This is a genomic window from Bradyrhizobium ottawaense (assembly GCF_900099825.1).
Classification (GTDB): domain Bacteria; phylum Pseudomonadota; class Alphaproteobacteria; order Rhizobiales; family Xanthobacteraceae; genus Bradyrhizobium; species Bradyrhizobium ottawaense_A.
On the sequence record NZ_LT629693.1, the window covers coordinates 6,606,922 to 6,624,006 of the forward strand.

The following is a 17,085-nucleotide window of genomic DNA, read 5'->3' on the forward strand; positions in this document are numbered from 1 at the left end:
ATTCCAGCCATCTTTGAAAAAGGGACTGTTGCATTTACGGTACGGAGTTTCAGGGTTTAAGCGCCTATAATGCATTCAAGATTATGGTTGCTTATTGCATTAGATCAGAGGCTGGAGGAACTACGATGAAGAAGTTCTTGCTGGGTACGGTTGGTTTGGTTGCATTGGGGGTGGCGGCTCCCGCGTCGGCGGCTGATCTGGCTGCGCGTCCTTACACCAAGGCGCCGCCCCCGATGGTCGCGGCGATCTATGACTGGAGCGGTTTCTACATTGGTGCGAACGGCGGTTGGGGAAGCCAACGGAATTGCTTCACTGCCGTGAGCGCGACAGGCACTTTCCTCGCTGCTGAAGGTTGCCACAACGCAACCGGAGGCGTCGCTGGTGGTCAGATCGGTTATCGCTGGCAGGTCAGCCAATGGGTGTTCGGCCTCGAAGCCCAAGGCGACTGGGCTAATCTGCGTGCATCAAATGCAAGCCTCTTCTTTCCCGGTCCCGGTTTCATCAATCGCTCGCAAATGAACGCGTTCGGGTTGTTCACCGGTCAGGTTGGCTATGCCTGGAACAACGTCCTGCTCTACGTGAAGGGCGGCGCCGCGGTGACCGACAATCGTAGGGATATCCTCTTCGCCGCAACGAACGCGGTTGTAGCAACGTCCAGCAATAACACGCAGTGGGGCGGCACAGTTGGCGTCGGCCTCGAATACGGCTTTGCCCCGAATTGGTCGGTTGCCGTTGAGTACGATCATATCTTCTCGAGCAACCGCAACACGACGTTTTTTGTTCCGGCAACGAGCACCTTCTTTGGCGCTGATCGGATTAGCGGCGGTGTGGATCTTGTCACGGCCCGCGTGGACTACCACTTCAACTGGGGCGGTCCGCTCGTCGCCCGTTACTGATTTCCCTCTAATCTCCAGCAAACTTAAGCCCCGGCATTGTCCGGGGCTTTTTTCGGCTCCGGATTGATAAGTTTGGTTTCCAGTTGCCGCGTGGCATCGAATTCCGTTCCGGGTCATTCGCGTCGGTTTCGCCGCTTGCCGGTCACTTCCGGTGTACCCTCATCATCGGACATGGCCAGGCCGACCGGGCTGGTCTGGTTCGTGCCGGAAGCGGAGATCACGACTTTGCCCCGGGATGCGTGCTTTGCTCCCAAGATCGGCTAGAGGAGATGGCGGAAGCGTTGTCCGCTTGGTGCCAGGAAGAGCTAGCTTGCCCCCGAGCCAGGTGCCGGCGCAGGACTCAGCGGGGCGCCCCCTACCGAAAAGGGGCCGACAGGCTTGGGAAGCGGAGGAAGAGTTGGAGGAAGAACTGGAGGGAGTACTTTTCGCGACGCCTGGACGACCCGCGCGCGAGGATTTGGACGTGGGATGCTGGAAGTCGTCGACGGTGGGATGCTGGAAGTCGTCAGCGGCGGCGTCACCTGATTCTGCAGGGAGCTCACCTGCGCCGTCAGCAAGGAGAGTTGACGGGTTATTCTTTTCAAATCCGCCTGTTGGGTTGCGGAGCTCTGCGTGAGCGACACTAACACATCGGCGTCTTGCTGCTGCGACGACTGAATGTCCCTCAGTCCCGCCCTGACAACTGGATCCGGTACGAGGACTGGAGCCGGGTTGGGCGGCGGAGGTGCAGCGACGCGATTGAAATTCCGCGGGGAGAAGCGCCTGAAGTCCGGCAAGGAGAGCCGATCGACGCTCGGCAAAGAGAACTGCTTGAAATCCGGCAGAGAGAATCCACCGAAACTCGGCAAGGAATTGGCGGTGGCGGCACCAAGGACGGCCAGGGCAGCCAGGGACACCGCTATCACCGGCACCCGGCTCGAGGCCACCTGCGGTGCCGCCTCGGGCTGTTTGTCCCCTTGCGTTTCCCTGTCCGGTGCTTCGGTCACCTGCGTTCCCTACGTCTCAGCCCAGTCGCGAGATTCTTCCCATCGCCGGTCAGCAAAACAAAAGAGCCGCCGCGGTGAGAAACCAGCAATGGCTCGCGCGCGCTTGCCCACCCGAATTCGGCTCAAATCATGGGCTCGTATGGTTAATGATCGGTTATTCCAGAGACCAGCCGACCTCAGTGCCCGTCCGAGCCAGGTCCGTTGATACCCCTGATACTGTTCCAAAGCTCCCGTTGAGACGACTCGCGATCCGTCATTCCTTTCAAACGGCTATGACCGGCGACATCAGCTGCAAAATATGGGCTGTAAGCCGTCGCACTAAGTGTTCGCGGGTCAAGAGATTCTCCCGCCGAGGCCCGTTTGTTGCCGGCCTCGTAGCAGCGGCGCGCCAATTCATCACGCTTGTCAGCGTTGCGGCGGCAGCCTGGCCGCTCGGGTCGCGCGCGCAACAGTCGGGGTGGGGATCAGAAATGAAACGGCGCGGGCGCGGTTGGCTCAAGAGAACCGGTGCGCCCTTCAACAGCTTCGCCTGGCCGCTAGGATCAGCCCGCCAGCGCTGAAGGACTTAAAGGCGGCCTTAGTGCTATTCAGATGATGAGGATATATAGCCCATGTGCAAGCAGGTCGGTCGTCGGTCACCATCGAACAGCACGGTGATACCGGTGGTGCGACGGCTCAAGCCGACAACGATGCCGATCTTGTCAGCCAGATTTGGGCAACGAACCGCTCCAAGTTTGTTGATCTTAAAGCGGGTGCCGACTGCGATTCTATTTGCGTCCCAGTCCATGGCTTAGCTCCGCAAAGCCTTGATCGACCGGGCATTGTTGACGGCCTTTGTTTCAGGATCATTGCGTGGCCTACAGAAATTGGTTTCGTGGCAGCTACCGGCGTTGTCGTTCGTGTGCCGGAAGGTGGATGGAACTTAAGGGGTCCTCCTTTTTAGTCGTCATTGCATTGGTTCCTTCGGATAGAGTGTGTCGGCCTACCGGGCACACGCCGCCCAGCCCCCGGCCCGGAGACCAGGCGGCCCTGCCAAGCGTCTCGCGAGGCGGGGTCGCTGTGCGGGCTTGCTGGAACCAAGGTGATGCGTAGCTCCCCCTCCATCGTGCCGCATGACGCTGACCGCGACACCTATCTGGTGCTAAACGATTTTGGCAGGCTCGGGCGCGCTTGGTGCGAGGCCGACGAGGAAGGCACAGACCGCGAGACGCTGATCCGCCGTTTCCTCGCTGACCAGTTTAGCCATCCGGTGCGGATCGTTGCCTTCAATACCGCCGAGGGCTGGTCGCGCGACGTCACGGTCGATATTGCCGACGAGCTGCGTCGGCGCTTTCCCGAATACGACGAGGTGCCGCTCTCTGTGCAGAAGTTCTTGGAAATCGCTGCCCGGCGCTAAGCTGTCCGATTCGCACCATGAGGTTAAATACGACGGTGACCTGAGACGACACGGAGGTCCGTTCTACCTCCCCCCGAAGCAGACATCGTCAGGCGACACGCTTAAGTCGGTTCAGTGCCGATTTTTGCAACAAAATCTGCCAGATGCAGACATGAACATTATTCGATCACGTCGTCGGCTCGGGCGAGGAGCGTTGGAGGAACTGTGAGGCCGAGCGCCTTTGCCGTCGTGATGTTAATGACGAGTTCGAGCTTTGTGACCCGCTGCACGGGCAGGTTCTCCGGCTTCTCACCGTTCAGCACACGACCGACATAGTCGCCCACCTGACGGTATGCTTCCGAATAATTCGTTCCGTAGCTCATCAATCCGCCGCCAGCGACGAATTCCCGAATTGGATAGACCGCAGGCAGCCTGTGTCGGGCCGCCAAGCGGACCAGCGTTGCGCGATTTTGAAACATCAATGCGTCGGCCGAAACCAGCACCGCATCCGGTCGCTCGTTCACCATTGTGGTGAAAGCTGCGTCGAAATCATCGGCATGCCGCGCTTCCACGGGCGATAGCTTCACAGCGAGAGCTTCGGCCGCCGATGCCAGCTCGTTGCCGATGGAGTCGCCCCCGGACACAAGGCCTGTCGGGCTGTAGAGGAACGCAATGGACTTTGCCGACGGCATCAGTTCGCATAGCACCTGTAGACGCTTGGCCAGCAGTTCGGTGTTGAGAACTGAGATCCCGGTGGCATTGCCGCCAGGCCGGTTGAGGCTTGCGACGAATCCACTCTGGACGGGATCGAACCCGGTAAAGAAGAGGATTGGAATGGATGTGGTGGCGGCCTTGGCAGCAACGATGGATTGACCTGCAAAGACGACGATGGCATCCACGCGGCGCTGCACGAGTTCTGCGGCCAGTTCGGCCAGCCGGTTCTCACGGCCGTTGGCCCCGCGATATTCGATCGTGAGGTTTCGGCCTTCGACATAGCCCATCTCGGCGAGGCGGCGCTGGGTCGGGACAAAACCTGTCCGCGCGGCTTCTATCGATCCAAATCCCAGAACGCCGATAATCCGCGAAGCCGGCTGCTGCCCGTGTGCAGCAAGTGGCCACGCTACCGCACCGCCAAGAAGGCCGATGAATTCCCGCCGCCTCATGCCGACACCTCATGGGATATCATTATAACAGCTTGCATAGGTACGCTGGAAGGCATGAGGCAATGCCCGCGATGGGGTCATAAGACGACGTTCGCAGGTCGTCGCTGAGTGTCAGCCTTACCCCCCGAAAGCGGACAACACCACATCTATGGGTGTAACGCCCCAGGCGAGCAACCGCGGCTCAGACCTTGCGTAGCGCGAAATGCGCGCCGCAAAACGCCATCACGGCGCCGAGGCACAATGCCGCAAGGCCGGCAAGCACGCCCGATATGGTCGGGATCGGACTGGGCGCAGAAGCTGCCTGTCCGGCGCCGGCCAGGATCAGCACGCCGACGGCGATCAGGAACTGCCGCATCCGCTGCGGAATTTGTCCCGAAACCGCGCTGTGCATCAGGTTGGCGGTGAAATAACCGCCGGAGAAGCCGACCGTTGCGATCAGCCACCATGCGATGGCTGCGCCCGCGGGCATGAATTCGTGGGTGTCGGATCGCCACAGGCCGCCGAGATCGAGGCCATAGCGCGCGCCCAGCATGTGCACGGCAAGCGCCAGCAGCACCCCGGATATCATGGCGCCGGCCATGATCAGGCGGCGCGGAAAATAGGTCGTCTCGGCCATGGCCCGCTTGTAAGGTAAAGCCGGCTCGCCGCGCAAGCGGACGGCGCGCGATCAACGCAGGGATTTTTTGTTGCCAACCTCACTCCCGGACCAGACCGCAGCAGGCGAGGGCGGCCCCGAGACCCGTTATGCCTACAAGGCGTCGCTGATCGGATCGGCGCATGAGTTCGAGCTGACCGATGCCGGCTTGTCATGGCGGGTCGGCGGCAGGTCCGGCGTCTGGCCCTATGCCGATATCGCTTCGGTCCGTCTGTCCTTTCGGCCGGTGTCGATGCAGGCGCGCCGCTTCCGGGCCGATATCGAAAATGCCGCCGGCGGCAGGATCGCCATCCTCTCGACCACCTGGCAGACGGTCTCGTTGATGGCGCCGCAGGACCACGGCTACCGCACCTTCATGATCGAATTGCACCGGCGCATGCACGGCGCCGGCAGCAAGGCTGAGCTGATCGGCGGCATCGGGCCGAAGACCTACGCCGCCGCGCTGGTGCTGCTGGCGCTGCTCGCGATCGCGATGACCGGACTTCTGGTTCGCGCGCTTGCGACCTTCGAATTCACCGGTGCACTGTTTCTGGTCGGGTTTGCCGTTCTGTTCACCTGGCAGATCGGCGGCTTTGTCAAACGCAACCGGCCGCGCGGCTACTCGTTCGACGCGCTTCCCGACGCGCTGCTCCCTTGAGACTTCGCAATCAAGCGCAATGAAACGTGACTTCGCCGGACGCGCGGCGCGCGGCATCGTGGCGGCGCATTTCCGGGAACGAACTGCCGTGACCGACCCAAGCGGGCGACTGCCGACCGAAGACGAAATTGCCGCAATCAACGCGCGGCATCTGGTCGACACCCCGTTGCGGCCGGCCGATCTGCTGTTCGTGTTCGGCACCCGCCAGGATGTCGACGAGCGCGTCGCGGAAGCCGCGAGACTCTGGCACGACGGCTATTTTCGCTGGGCCATCGTCAGCGGCGGGGTCACGCCGGGGGCGGGGCTTTCCGAGTGTGAGATCATGACGGAGGCGATGATCGCGCGCGGCGTTCCGGCCGGAATCATCCTGCGCGAGGATCGCGCGATGAACACCGGCGAGAACGTCATTTTCTCGCTGCCGGTCATCGACGCCGCGATCGGTTTGAAAAACATCCGCCGCGTGATCTGCCTCGGCAATACCTGGACCGCGCGCCGCTATCCGATGACGCTGCATCGCCACTGGCCGGACGTCGAGAAGATGCTGGTCATGATCGACAGTTTTGAGACGCCGCGGTCGCTGTGGCACACCGATCCCGAATTCAGCCGCCGCATGCTAGGCGAGTGGGACAAGATTGAGCCCTATAAGGCCAAGGGCTTCATCGCAGAGTGGCCGGTGCGCAACGAGCTCGAGCGGCAGAGCGTTTTCGAGTGAAGTGGTTCCGGTTCACGTAGCAATCAAGTTTACGCAGATTGCATAGACTTATCTGCGGTAGAAAACGCGTCCAATAGAGACCGTGCCTATTCGGTCGTATCGAAATCTTCCTTCTCGGTCAGCAGTCCTCCCAGTGTCCGCAGCGCGGTATCGAGCTGTTCGGTGCTGGGAGCGCCAAGCGCCAGCCGGACGGCATTGGGCGCATGCCCGGGCGCCACGGCGAAGGTGGTCGATGGCGTCAAGGCGATGTCGCGGCGGGCGGCGGCCGCGACGAAGGTCTGCGAGCGCCAGTGTGGCGGCAGGGTCAGCCAGAGATGATAGGACTGGATGTTGGCCTGGACCTCGAAGCCGGCAAGATACTTTGCTGCCATCTGCTGGCGCCGGGCCGCGTCGATCCGCTTCAGCCGGACCAGTTCGGAAACCGTGCCGTCGCCCATCATCCGTGTTCCGGCCGCCAGCGCAAAACCCGAAGCGGTCCATCCGCCCGATCGCACCGAGGCCATGATGCGTTCGCGCAAGCGTGGCGGCGAAACGATGAAGCCGACCGCCAGTCCCGGCGCCACCTTCTTCGACAGGCTGTCGAGCACAATGCAGGTATCGGGAGCGAGCGCTGCGAGCGGCGCTTCGTCGCCGAGAAAGCTGTAGACGGTGTCTTCGATGATGGGCAGGCCGAGTTTCTCGACGACGCGCACCAGGTCGGCGCGGCGGCCCGGCGGCATTGTCATGCCCAGCGGATTTTGAATCGTCGGCTGGATATAGAGCGCGGACAAGTGCGCCTCGCGATGGGCTTTCTGTACCGCGTCCGGTCGAACGCCTTCTTCATCCATCGTCAGCGGCACCAGCGTCACGCCGAGGCGGGCGGCAATGTCCTTGATGAAGGGATAGGTCAGCGCCTCGACGCCGCAGCGGCCGCCGCTCGGCACCACCGCTGCAAGGGCTGCGGCAATGCATTGCCGGCCGTTGGCGGTGAAGACGAACTGGTCGGCGCCCGGGGACCAGTCGCCGCGGGAGAGAAACTCGGCCGAAATGGTTCGTGCCGCTTGCGTGCCGGTGATGCTCGTCTGCCGGAGCGCGACATCGAGTGCTTCGGGCCGCTCCAACCCTTCGAGCGACCGCGCGATCATCGCCGATTGCGTCGGCAGCAGCGGATAATTGACTTCGAGGTCGATGCGCTGGCCGCGCGGTTCGGTCAGCGAGGAAACGCCGCGGCGCGTTTCGCCGGACACGAAGGTGCCGCGTCCGACTTCGCCGACGACGAGGCCGCGGCGCAGCAGCTCGGTGTAGACGCGGCTCGCGGTCGAAACCGCGATCTTGCGCTCATAGGCAAAGCTGCGCTGCGGCGGCAGCCGGTCGCCGGGTTTGAGCGCGCCGTTGGCGATTTCGACGGCGACGGTATCGGCAAGCTTCAGATATTCGAACTTGGACATTATTGCACCGAGAGCAATGTTTCACTTGCACCGAGAAGTGTATCGGATCATTTAAACGCTATCAAGCCCATGATTGCACTGAGGGGGTGCAAGCAATCGGACGTTACGAAAGGTGCAATCGCTGTTCGCAGCGGCAGCGCCAGCGGTGTTGCTTGGCCGCGCGGAAGCCACGGAGAAGACCCATGACGATGATTTCCTCAGCCGCTGGCCAGCCTGCATCCCAAAGTTCGCAGGCCGGATTGCCCCGATTGCTCGGAGGCTGGGCGACCAGTCTCGTGACCTATTGGGCCCGCCGGGAAGCCATCAAAGTGCTGAGCGAAATGGACGACCGTGCGCTCCGCGATATCGGGATCGCGCGCAGCCAGATCGAGGCGGCGGTCGGTGGGGCGCTCAATCCGGGGATGGCACGCCTGCGCTGAGCGCCGCGCGCCGGCCCGTCCGGCTTCCCTGAGTGCAAACCCGACTGGAAGTGACATGACCATTACCGTCGAGCATCGGCAGCCCGGCATCGGCTGGCGGCTGGTGCCGGGAAGTCTCGCAAGGCTTCTCGGCATCGGCTACGGCGCGGCCGTCTATGCGATCTTTGTCGTCACGCTGCTTTACGCGATCGGCTTCGTCAGCGGCGTCATCGTCCCCAAGAGCATCGATACCGGCGCGATCTGGCCGCCACCGGTCGCGCTCTGTATCGACCTTCAACTGCTCGGCCTGTTCATGGCGCAGCACAGCGGCATGGCGCGGCGCGGCTTCAAGCGCGTCTTGACCGGCCATGTCCCGCCGCTGATCGAGCGAAGCACCTATGTGTTGTGCGCCAGCCTGGTGCTGATCCTGCTGTTTGCAGGGTGGCAGCCCTTGCCCGCGACGGTGTGGCAGGCGGCGGATCCGCGGGCGATCGCGGCGCTGCGGTCGTTGTCGGCGCTCGGTTGGCTGATCGTGCTCGGCACGTTCCTGACCGGGCACTTCAAGCTGCTGGAGCGAAAGCTGAAGGTGCTGAACTTCGCCGGCCGTGTCACGTCGCCGGTCGCGTTCAAGACGCCCGGATTGTATCGCTTCGTCCGGCATCCGCTCTATTTCGGATTCATCCTCGCCTTCTGGGCGACACCGGCGATGAAGGCGGGACATCTGCTGTTCGCCGCTGTCATGACCGCCTATATCTGCGCCGGCATCTGGCTGGAGGAGCGCGATCTCCTGGCCTTCTTTGGCGATCGCTACCGGCAGTATCGCAAGCGCGTCGCGATGCTGCTGCCGGGCCTGTTCTGAGTTCGGGTGGCTTACGCGGGCGCCAGCGTGCCCCACGCAATTCCAAGGCCGCGGTCCTCGTCGGACGAATCGGAAATCCGGCGCGGCTTCGAATGCGCCGCGGTGCGCCGTTCGCGCAACCTCCTGAGCGTCAGGGCCGGCAGACCGAGCGCCGCATTCAATGCGCGCAGGACCAGCCGGGCGAGGCGGGTCGCCTGATGCAGCATGGCCCTGACATGCATCACGCCGGCCGCAAGGCGGATGGCGATCACGAATTCCAGATACATCAGGATGTCGCCGGCAAACAGGATCGCCAGGTCGAACGGCAAGGTCTGGGCGAACGCCATCACCAGCAGCGCGATGGCCACGAACTCGACGACCTTGCGGACGGTGAGCCGGTCGAGAAAGGCCGCGAACTGCACCACCAGCACTTCCCAAAGCGCATCGCCGATCGCGAGCGGGATTTCGTAACTCCACTTCTGCCACAACTTCTTCATCCACGATCTCTGCCGCCAAAAGCGTTTTCAAGCCAAGAGGATACCGGGTCTAACGAAGAAACTGCATCGAACCGCTGACGCTAGTGCCGCACCACCAGAACCGAGCATTTGGCGTAGCGCACCACATGGCCGGCATTGGAGCCGAGGAAATAGGTTCGCATCGCCGGACGGTGCGATGTCATCACGATCAGGTCGGCCTTGATCGCCGAGGCTTCTTCGAGGATTTCGTGATAGATGCCGCCCTGTCTTACGACATAGGAAATGCGCGCCGCCGCGATGCCGGATTCGCGGGCCACGATCGCAAGCGCTTCTTCCGAGGTCTCGCGCTGCTGGGTTTCGAAATCGGCCGGCACGTATTCCGCCAGCATCACTGGCGTCATCTGCAGCACATTGAGCAGCCGCACTGCACCATTCCAGGTTTGCGACAATGTCGCCGCGGTCGCAATCGCGGGCTTGGCCAGATCGGTATCGGCCAGGTCAATCGGCACCAGGATGGATTTGAACATCTGCGCCTCCTGCTGGAGGCAAGTCTAGAGCCATATCGATTCTGATAAAATCAGAATCGGGCTCTAGTCTTTTGTTTTGACGCGTTTTCTTTACGCGAACCGGTATCCGCTTCGCTCGAAAACGCTTTCGCACGGGCGAGCGGAGATGTCCGCCGGCCTCACTCGTCCGATGCCTGCTTCAGCAATCTGGGACTGGTGAAGCGCACGAGTTTGCCGCTGCGAAACCTGAGCTCGCTCCAGTCGTCGATGGCGAAGTCGAGGATCGCAAGGCCCGCGGTCGGCAGGTTGTGCTCGAGCGCTTTCTTCGCCGCCGCATCGCCGCTGCCGGTCAGCATCAGCGCCAGCTCGTGCATGCCGGGATTGTGGCCGACCACCAGCAGATGACCGGGACTGGTGACCTCGGCCATGCGGATGACATGCAACAGCTGCGCCGGTTCGGCGCCGTAGATATCGGCCAAAAACTCGGCCTGCCATTTCGTCTGCCATTCGCGCCGGCGGGAAGCTGCCTGTTCCCGGATCGCGTCCTTCATGGCTTGCCCGGCAATCTCCCAGGTCTGCTGCGCCCGTACCGCGGTCGAGACCAGGACGGCGTCGGGGAGGGGCGGATGCCGGCCGATCCAGTCGCCGATGGCGGCGGCATCCAGCCGGCCGCGGTCATCGAGCCGGCGGTCGTGGTCCTGGCCGGAGGGTGCGTCATGTTCGGTCTTGGCGTGACGCAGCAGCATCAAACGGCGCATGGGCGCAATCTCGATTCGTTTTGGCCTGAATTAATCTACAAGCTCATGCTTAGGACAAGGTGACAAGCGCCGCAGCGGTCCGTAGAAAACGTCATGGCTGAGACTTTCACAAGTGCGACCGACGGCCCCGACGACGACGCGCCCTTTCGCTCGCGCCTGACGTTCGACCTGGACGTCGATATCTGCATCGTCGGCGCCGGCCTTGCCGGCCTGACGGTGGCGCTGGAGGCAGCCCGGCTCGGCGCCAGCGTTGCCGTGCTCGAAGGCCGGTATGTCGGCTGGAACGCGTCGGGCCATCAGCTCGGCACCGTGATGCCGGGCTATGGTCTGCCGATCGGCGAATTGATCGAGCGCGTCGGCATCGAGGATGCCCGCGAGCTGTGGGCGCTGTCGAAGGAGGGCGCCGACTATGTCCGCGCCGCCGCGAACGAGGAGGCGATGCCGGGTATCGCGCTCACCGAGGGGGCGCTGGAAGTTTCCAACGTCGATGCCGGCGACACGCTGATCAGCCGGCTGCAGGTGCTGAGCGAGGATTTCGAAACCGAAGTCGAGGGCTGGCAAATCGATCGTGTCCGCGATCAGCTCGGCACCGCGCGCTATTTTCACGGCATCTATTACCCGAAGGCGTTTCAGATCGACGGCCGCAAATACATCCAGGGACTGGCCGAGCAGGCCAAACGGGCCGGCGCCCGCATCTTCGAGGACACGCCGGTCGTCAGCATCGATCCATCGGGCATTCGCAAGCGCATCGTGACGCCGTCGGCGCGGCTGCGCGCATCGCACATCGTGCTGGCCGGCAACATCCATCTCGGCGCGCCGCTGCGGCGGCTGTCGGAGACGCTGCTGCCGGTCTGGCGCTATGGCGCGGTGACCGAGCCGCTGGGCGAGCGCCTCGGCGAGGTCATCCGGTTCCGCGGTTCGGTGAGCGACAGCGACGGCGTCGATCATTTCCGCATCGTGGGCGGCGACCGGCTGATGTGGGCGAGCCCGGAAACCACCTGGGACGCGCGGCCGCGCCGTTTCGGTTCCGCCATCCAGCGCCGCATCGCGACGGTCTTTCCAAGGATCGGCAAGGTCCAGATCGCCGACGTGTTCGGCGGTGCGGTCGGATTGACCGTGCACGGCATGCCGCAGATCGGCCAGTTGCGCAAAGGGCTGTGGGTTGCCTCGGGCTTCGGCCGTCAGGGCCTCAATACCTCGGCGATGGCGGGTCAACTGATCGCGCGCAGCATTCTGTGGGGCGATGAGCGCTGGCGGTTGTTTTCGCCATTCGAGCTGGTCTGGGCCGGCGGTACGACCGGCCGGGTCGCCGGCCATCTGATCGGGATGTGGGGGCGTGGCAGTTCGGCGGCCGCCGGCGCGCTGGCCCGTTACCGGGAAGGCGCGCGGGCGCGGGAGCGGATCCGCGAGGCACGGCTGGCGGAAGCCAACCGGCAGGCCGGAACCGGAACCCGTCCATCGCCGCGCCGTCCACCGCCCGGCGCTCCGCGTCCGCCCGGCGGGCCGCGCCCGGTGCGTCCGCAGCTGCCGGAACCGGTCGAGATGCAAGACCCGGCGCCGGTGGCGCTTGCCTCGCAGGAAAGAGAGAAAATTCGGGACGGATCGATGTAACTTCGACCCCCACGGGCCGTATTTGATGGCGAACCGTTTCATTCCGCTTCGCACGGAGACCCCTATGATCGACCGCCGTATCCTGCTCGCATCCGTCGCCGGCCTGTTTGGCCTGTTCGCTTTCCGCTGGCTGCGCGCCTCGCCGGCGCAAGCCGCCGAAAAATTCGAGATCGAAAAGACCGATGCCGAATGGCGTGCGCAACTGACGCCGCAGCAATATGAAATCCTGCGCAAGGAAGGCACCGAGCGGCCGGGTTCGAGCCCGCTCCTGAAAGAACACCGCAAAGGCATCTTCGCCTGCGCCGGCTGCGACCTGCCGCTGTTCTCCTCGGAAACCAAGTTCGAGAGCGGCACCGGCTGGCCGAGTTTCTACCAGCCGCTGGAGAACGCTGTCGGCAAGACCGAGGACCGCACCTTCGGCATGCTGCGCACCGAAATTCACTGCCGCCGCTGCGGCGGCCATCTCGGCCACGTCTTCGACGACGGGCCGAAACCAACCGGTCTGCGCTACTGCATGGACGGTTTTGCCCTGGTGTTTCACCCGGCGACGTCGTCGGCCTCCTAGCGCATGATCCGGAAAAGTGGTTCCGGTTTTCCGGCAAAGATCATGCGCAAAACATAACGATCGGCGGCGGGCGTGCTTGAACCCGGTTCAAGCAGGCCCGACGCTTTTCGCCCGGCAATTGTTGCCCCGCCCGGCAATTGTGCCCCGGTCCCTGGACCGGGGCTTTTTATTTAACCGTCTGAAATGAAAGGATTTTTGCCTTTGGCATAGCCCTTGCGAATCCCTCCTGCGATTGCGGCCGCAGTTTTGCGGATCGGCTGGCCGCCCGGATCGAATTTGGAGACGATGTCATGGGTATTTTTGACGCACTGAACACTTCCGTCGGCGGCTTGCAGGCGCAGTCCTTCGCGCTCCAGAACATCTCGGGCAACATCGCGAACGCCTCGACCACCGGCTACAAGGGCATCGGCACCAGCTTCGAGGATCTGATCCCGCAGTCGGCAACGCCGGACCGGCAGGTGGCCGGCGGCGTCACTGCCTTCGCGCAGGCGACCATCACGACACAGGGCACGGTGACTTCGACCACGGTCGCGACCAACATGGCCATCAACGGGCAGGGCTTCTTCAACGTGCAGAAGCCGATCGGCATCACCGACAACTCGCCGGTGTTCGACGGCACCACCGACTACACGCGGCGCGGCGACTTCCAGCTCAACGCCAGCGGCAACCTCGTCAACGGGGCCGGCTACTACCTGATGGGCGTAACGGTCGACCCGAAGACCGGCAACCCGATCGGCAACGTGCCGAAGGTTCTGCAGTTCGCGAACAACTTCATCCCGGCGCAGGCCACGACTGCGATTCAATATGCGGCCAACCTTCCGACCACGCCGTCGACCGCGGCATCTTCCGGCGCCTCCACCGGTACGCTGGTCGCCGCAGGCGGTCTCAACCCGACCGACTTCACCACGGGGCACAACCCACTGGTGATCGGCACGCCGGCGCCGCCCTTGGCCGACGCGTCGATTACGGGAAGTCCGGTTACCGACAGTACTTCGCCCGCGGTGGCCATCACAGCGGCGACGAAGCTCGGCGGCGCGGGCGCGGGCGTGTTGAACCCGGCGATTGTAAGTGGCAACAGCATTGTCGTTGATGGCCAGACGATCACGTTTACCAACGCCGGCGCCAACACCATCACCGCGACTGGCGCAACGCTCAACATCAACACCGCAACCGTCGGCAACCTGCTTACGGCGATCGATACCATCACTGGTACCGTCGGCACGGCCAATGCTTCGACCATCAGCGCCACCGGCGCCGTCAGCCTGCACACCGGCACGAGCTATACGCCTGCGGATAATCTCAGCATCACGACCTCGTCCGGCACGCCCTTGGCCGGATTGGGCTTCAGCACCACCGTGACTCAGCCCATGGGAGGCGGCGGTACCGCGGGCCTCGGCATCGTCATCGGTAACGACAACGCGATCTTCACCAAGGAATCCATCAGCGGCGGCGCCGTGACCGCCTATGATTCAACGGGAACGCCGGTCAACCTGCAGTTGCGATGGGCCAAGAGCGATAGCGCCGCGCTCGGCAGCCCGCATGTCGATACCTGGAACCTGTTTTATCAGACCAGTCCGAATGCGACGGGGACCAGCGCCGCCTGGGTCAATGTTGGCACCAACTTCGTGTTCGGCCCCAACGGATCGCTGACCAGCCCGACGGGCTCGACCATCACCCTCAACAACGTGACGGTTGGCAACCAGTCGGTCGGAAATCTTTCCATGAATTTCGGCTCCGGTGGTCTCACGCAATATGCCTCGACCGGCGGCACCGCGACCATCAACCAGATCTCGCAAAACGGTTACGCGGCGGGGCAGTTGCAGTCGATCGCGGTCAACAACAACGGCCTCGTGGTCGGCACGTTCTCCAACGGCCAGAACCTCGATCTCGCGGCGGTCTCGATGTCGCACTTCAACGGCACCAACTACCTCAAGGCGCTGGACGGCGGCGCCTATGCCGTCACCAACCAGTCCGGCGTGGCGATCGCCGGTGCAACCGGAACCATCAGCGGTTCGTCGCTGGAAGGTTCGAACACCGATATCGCGGACGAATTCACCAAGCTGATTGTGACCCAGCAGGCCTATTCCGCGAACACCAAGGTGATCACCACGGCCAACAGCATGGTGCAGGATCTCCTGAACGTCCTGCGCTGATCGATTTTTACAAGCGGCAAAGGTGAGCCTGGTCTGACCTGAGGCGGTAAACATGAGTTTGGGTTCCTCTCTCGCCACGGCAATGACGGCGCTGCGTGCCAACCAGGCAGCGCTCTCGATCGTATCGTCGAATGTCGGCAACGCGCAGACGCCCGGTTACGTCTCCCGCACCGTCAATCAGGTCGCGGAAGCAACCGGCGACGTGGGCTCAAGCGTCCGGGTCACCGGCGTCAACCGTTCGCTCGACCAGTTCGTGCAGTCGCAACTGCGTTCCGAGACTTCCGGCGGCGCCTATGCCGACCAGACGGCGAGCGTGCTGACCCAGTTGCAATCGGTTTACGGAACGCCCGGCGCCGCCGGCTCGCTCGAAACCGCGTTCTCGAATTTCACCACGGCGCTGCAGTCGCTGTCGACGACCTCGGGCAGCGCGTCGACGCAGATCTCGGCCGCGCGGGCCGCGCAGTCGCTGGCGCAGCAGCTCAACGCCACGACGCAAGGCATCCAGACCCTGCGTTCCAATATGGAGCAGGACCTCAACATCTCGGTCGGGCAGGCCAATGCGGCGATGAACCAGATCGCGCAGCTCAACACCCAGCTCCAGAGCATGACCACGAACGATCCCGCTGCCGCGAACCTGATGGATCAGCGCGACAGCGCGATCGACCAGTTGTCGAAACTGATGGACGTTCGCGTTTCCACCAACGGCAGCAACCAGACCACGATCTACACGTCCAACGGCGTCGAACTCGTCGGCCTGCAGGCCTCGCAACTGACCTTCAATTCGCAGGGCACGCTGAGCGCGAATTCGCAATGGAATGCCAATCCGGCCCAGTCCTCGGCGGGCACCATCTCCTGCAAGCTGGCAAACGGTTCGACGATCGACATGATCGCGTCCAATTCGTTCAAATCCGGGCAGATCGCGGCAGACCTGACGCTGCGCGACACCACGCTGGTGCAGGCGCAGACGCAGGTCGACCAGTTGGCTGCATCGATGGCGAGTGCACTGTCGGATCAGACCACGGCCGGCACCGCGGCGCCGGCGGCGCTTGCGCCAAAGGCCGGTTTCGATCTCGACCTGTCGAACGTGTTGCCGGGCAACACCGTCAATCTCACTTACACCGACGCCGCGACCAACACCCAGCATCAGGTCTCGATCGTTCGCGTCGACGATCCGACCGTGCTGCCGCTGTCAAACGCCACCGGTGCCAATCCGCAGCGGATCGGCATCAATTTTTCGGGCGGAATGGCGTCGATCGTAACGCAACTGAACGCGGCGCTCGGCAGCGCCAATCTTCAGTTCTCCAATCCGTCCGGGTCGACGCTGCGCGTCGTCGACAACGGTGCGGCCGCGACCACCGTCAATGCGGCTTCGGTCACCAAGACGGCGACGTCGCTGGCGAACGGAAGCCCGCAACTGCCGTTGTTCACCGACGGCGCCTCGCCCTATACCGGCTCGATCTCCTCGGCCGGCACGCAGTTCGTCGGGCTGGCGGGGCGCATCACGGTCAACGCCGCCGTTCTCAGCGATCCCTCGAAGCTGTCGGTTTACAACACGTCGCCGGCGACCCAGGCCGGCGACACTACGCGTTCCGATTTTCTCTACAACCAGCTGACATCCGGAACATTCAGCTACTCTTCCGCGACGGGGCTTGGCACGCCGGCATCGCCCTTCAAGGGCACGCTGAGCAGCTACATGCAGCAGTTCCTCAGCCAGCAGAGCAACGCGTCCACCACCGCGACCCAGCTTCAGCAGGGCCAGGACGTCGTCGTCAACACGTTGAAGCAGAAGATGCAGTCCACCTCCGGCGTCAACATCGACACCGAGATGGCGAACCTGATTGCGCTGCAGAATTCCTACGCCGCCAATGCCCACGTGATGTCGGTGGTCCAGAGCATGATGAACACCTTGCTGCAGGCACAGGTATAAGG

General features: G+C 63.1%; 17 protein-coding genes. 10 read left to right on the forward strand and 7 right to left on the reverse strand.

All coding sequences use genetic code 11. The features are described from left to right. Positions 1-125: 125 nt before the first annotated feature. The gene (locus tag BLR13_RS30895) at positions 126-896 is read left to right on the forward strand and encodes an outer membrane protein (RefSeq protein ID WP_074815865.1); all 771 of its coding nucleotides are present in this window, start codon (positions 126-128) and stop codon (positions 894-896) included. A gap of 1,569 nt (positions 897-2,465) precedes the next feature. Here BLR13_RS30895 and BLR13_RS40705 read toward each other — a convergent pair. Continuing rightward, a complete protein-coding gene (locus tag BLR13_RS40705) occupies positions 2,466-2,669 on the reverse strand; it encodes a hypothetical protein (RefSeq protein ID WP_143039591.1) in 204 nt (67 codons plus the stop codon). Positions 2,670-2,966: 297 nt separating this feature from the next. Here BLR13_RS40705 and BLR13_RS30900 point away from each other — a divergent pair, with 297 nt between their 5' ends. Then, positions 2,967-3,278 (forward strand): hypothetical protein, encoded by a 312-nt coding sequence (locus tag BLR13_RS30900; RefSeq protein WP_074815862.1) that lies wholly within the window; start codon positions 2,967-2,969, stop codon positions 3,276-3,278. A 158-nt stretch (positions 3,279-3,436) separates the two neighbouring features. Here BLR13_RS30900 and BLR13_RS30905 read toward each other — a convergent pair whose 3' ends face one another. Both BLR13_RS30905 and BLR13_RS30910 read right to left on the reverse strand, forming a co-directional pair. Then, complete coding sequence (locus BLR13_RS30905; RefSeq protein WP_074815858.1) at positions 3,437-4,420, reverse strand: ABC transporter substrate-binding protein; 984 nt, start codon at positions 4,418-4,420, stop codon at positions 3,437-3,439. Positions 4,421-4,601: 181 nt separating this feature from the next. Then, positions 4,602-5,036 (reverse strand): hypothetical protein, encoded by a 435-nt coding sequence (locus tag BLR13_RS30910; protein WP_074815855.1) that lies wholly within the window; start codon positions 5,034-5,036, stop codon positions 4,602-4,604. A 70-nt stretch (positions 5,037-5,106) separates the two neighbouring features. On the opposite strand from BLR13_RS30910, the gene BLR13_RS30915 reads away from it, so the two are divergent. Together BLR13_RS30915 and BLR13_RS30920 are read left to right on the forward strand one after the other, a co-directional pair. Beyond that, a complete protein-coding gene (locus BLR13_RS30915) occupies positions 5,107-5,712 on the forward strand; it encodes a hypothetical protein (protein ID WP_074830913.1) in 606 nt (201 codons plus the stop codon). Between the two features lie 19 nt (positions 5,713-5,731). Continuing rightward, on the forward strand, positions 5,732-6,424 hold the full coding sequence (locus tag BLR13_RS30920) for a YdcF family protein (protein ID WP_091976841.1): 693 nt from the start codon (positions 5,732-5,734) through the stop codon (positions 6,422-6,424). A gap of 86 nt (positions 6,425-6,510) precedes the next feature. Here the strand turns inward: BLR13_RS30920 and BLR13_RS30925 are convergent, their stop codons facing one another. Further along, positions 6,511-7,851, reverse strand: coding sequence for a PLP-dependent aminotransferase family protein (locus tag BLR13_RS30925; RefSeq protein ID WP_074815852.1), 1,341 nt, complete (start codon positions 7,849-7,851; stop codon positions 6,511-6,513). Positions 7,852-8,033: 182 nt separating this feature from the next. Between BLR13_RS30925 and BLR13_RS30930 the strand changes: the two genes are divergently transcribed. Together BLR13_RS30930 and mddA are read left to right on the forward strand one after the other, a co-directional pair. Continuing rightward, the gene (locus tag BLR13_RS30930) at positions 8,034-8,270 is read left to right on the forward strand and encodes a DUF1127 domain-containing protein (RefSeq protein ID WP_074815847.1); all 237 of its coding nucleotides are present in this window, start codon (positions 8,034-8,036) and stop codon (positions 8,268-8,270) included. A 55-nt stretch (positions 8,271-8,325) separates the two neighbouring features. Further along, entirely contained in the window at positions 8,326-9,108 is a 783-nt protein-coding gene (gene mddA / locus BLR13_RS30935) for a methanethiol S-methyltransferase (RefSeq protein ID WP_074815844.1), read from the forward strand. Positions 9,109-9,119: 11 nt separating this feature from the next. On the opposite strand, the gene BLR13_RS30940 is transcribed toward mddA, so the two are convergent. The 3 genes from BLR13_RS30940 to BLR13_RS30950 form a co-directional block, all read right to left on the reverse strand. Continuing rightward, positions 9,120-9,584, reverse strand: coding sequence for a hypothetical protein (locus BLR13_RS30940; protein WP_074815838.1), 465 nt, complete (start codon positions 9,582-9,584; stop codon positions 9,120-9,122). An 80-nt stretch (positions 9,585-9,664) separates the two neighbouring features. Beyond that, complete coding sequence (locus BLR13_RS30945; RefSeq protein WP_074815834.1) at positions 9,665-10,090, reverse strand: universal stress protein; 426 nt, start codon at positions 10,088-10,090, stop codon at positions 9,665-9,667. Between the two features lie 158 nt (positions 10,091-10,248). Next, positions 10,249-10,827, reverse strand: a complete 579-nt coding sequence (locus BLR13_RS30950) for a SixA phosphatase family protein (RefSeq protein ID WP_074815831.1) — start codon at positions 10,825-10,827, stop codon at positions 10,249-10,251. A 93-nt stretch (positions 10,828-10,920) separates the two neighbouring features. Here BLR13_RS30950 and BLR13_RS30955 point away from each other — a divergent pair, with 93 nt between their 5' ends. The 4 genes from BLR13_RS30955 (at position 10,921) to flgK (ending at position 17,083) form a co-directional block, all read left to right on the forward strand. Next, positions 10,921-12,438, forward strand: coding sequence for an NAD(P)/FAD-dependent oxidoreductase (locus BLR13_RS30955; protein WP_074815828.1), 1,518 nt, complete (start codon positions 10,921-10,923; stop codon positions 12,436-12,438). Positions 12,439-12,502: 64 nt separating this feature from the next. Further along, complete coding sequence (gene msrB / locus BLR13_RS30960) at positions 12,503-13,003, forward strand: peptide-methionine (R)-S-oxide reductase MsrB (RefSeq protein WP_074830910.1); 501 nt, start codon at positions 12,503-12,505, stop codon at positions 13,001-13,003. A 290-nt stretch (positions 13,004-13,293) separates the two neighbouring features. Further along, on the forward strand, positions 13,294-15,156 hold the full coding sequence (locus BLR13_RS30965; RefSeq protein ID WP_074815826.1) for a flagellar hook-basal body complex protein: 1,863 nt from the start codon (positions 13,294-13,296) through the stop codon (positions 15,154-15,156). A gap of 52 nt (positions 15,157-15,208) precedes the next feature. Continuing rightward, positions 15,209-17,083 (forward strand): flagellar hook-associated protein FlgK, encoded by a 1,875-nt coding sequence (gene flgK / locus BLR13_RS30970; protein ID WP_074815822.1) that lies wholly within the window; start codon positions 15,209-15,211, stop codon positions 17,081-17,083. Positions 17,084-17,085 lie beyond the last annotated feature (2 nt).

Excerpts from the sequence above, each read along its gene's own strand:
- BLR13_RS30895 (WP_074815865.1), top strand. The coding sequence starts at position 126 with ATGAAGAAGTTCTTGCTGGGTACGGTTGGTTTGGTTGCATTGGGGGTG.
- BLR13_RS40705 (WP_143039591.1), bottom strand. The coding sequence starts at position 2,669 with ATGGACTGGGACGCAAATAGAATCGCAGTCGGCACCCGCTTTAAGATC.
- BLR13_RS30900 (WP_074815862.1), top strand. The coding sequence starts at position 2,967 with ATGCGTAGCTCCCCCTCCATCGTGCCGCATGACGCTGACCGCGACACC.
- BLR13_RS30905 (WP_074815858.1), bottom strand. The coding sequence starts at position 4,420 with ATGAGGCGGCGGGAATTCATCGGCCTTCTTGGCGGTGCGGTAGCGTGG.
- BLR13_RS30910 (WP_074815855.1), bottom strand. The coding sequence starts at position 5,036 with ATGGCCGAGACGACCTATTTTCCGCGCCGCCTGATCATGGCCGGCGCC.
- BLR13_RS30920 (WP_091976841.1), top strand. The coding sequence starts at position 5,732 with ATGAAACGTGACTTCGCCGGACGCGCGGCGCGCGGCATCGTGGCGGCG.
- BLR13_RS30925 (WP_074815852.1), bottom strand. The coding sequence starts at position 7,851 with ATGTCCAAGTTCGAATATCTGAAGCTTGCCGATACCGTCGCCGTCGAA.
- BLR13_RS30930 (WP_074815847.1), top strand. The coding sequence starts at position 8,034 with ATGACGATGATTTCCTCAGCCGCTGGCCAGCCTGCATCCCAAAGTTCG.
- mddA (WP_074815844.1), top strand. The coding sequence starts at position 8,326 with ATGACCATTACCGTCGAGCATCGGCAGCCCGGCATCGGCTGGCGGCTG.
- BLR13_RS30940 (WP_074815838.1), bottom strand. The coding sequence starts at position 9,584 with ATGAAGAAGTTGTGGCAGAAGTGGAGTTACGAAATCCCGCTCGCGATC.
- BLR13_RS30945 (WP_074815834.1), bottom strand. The coding sequence starts at position 10,090 with ATGTTCAAATCCATCCTGGTGCCGATTGACCTGGCCGATACCGATCTG.
- BLR13_RS30950 (WP_074815831.1), bottom strand. The coding sequence starts at position 10,827 with ATGCGCCGTTTGATGCTGCTGCGTCACGCCAAGACCGAACATGACGCA.
- BLR13_RS30955 (WP_074815828.1), top strand. The coding sequence starts at position 10,921 with ATGGCTGAGACTTTCACAAGTGCGACCGACGGCCCCGACGACGACGCG.
- msrB (WP_074830910.1), top strand. The coding sequence starts at position 12,503 with ATGATCGACCGCCGTATCCTGCTCGCATCCGTCGCCGGCCTGTTTGGC.
- BLR13_RS30965 (WP_074815826.1), top strand. The coding sequence starts at position 13,294 with ATGGGTATTTTTGACGCACTGAACACTTCCGTCGGCGGCTTGCAGGCG.
- flgK (WP_074815822.1), top strand. The coding sequence starts at position 15,209 with ATGAGTTTGGGTTCCTCTCTCGCCACGGCAATGACGGCGCTGCGTGCC.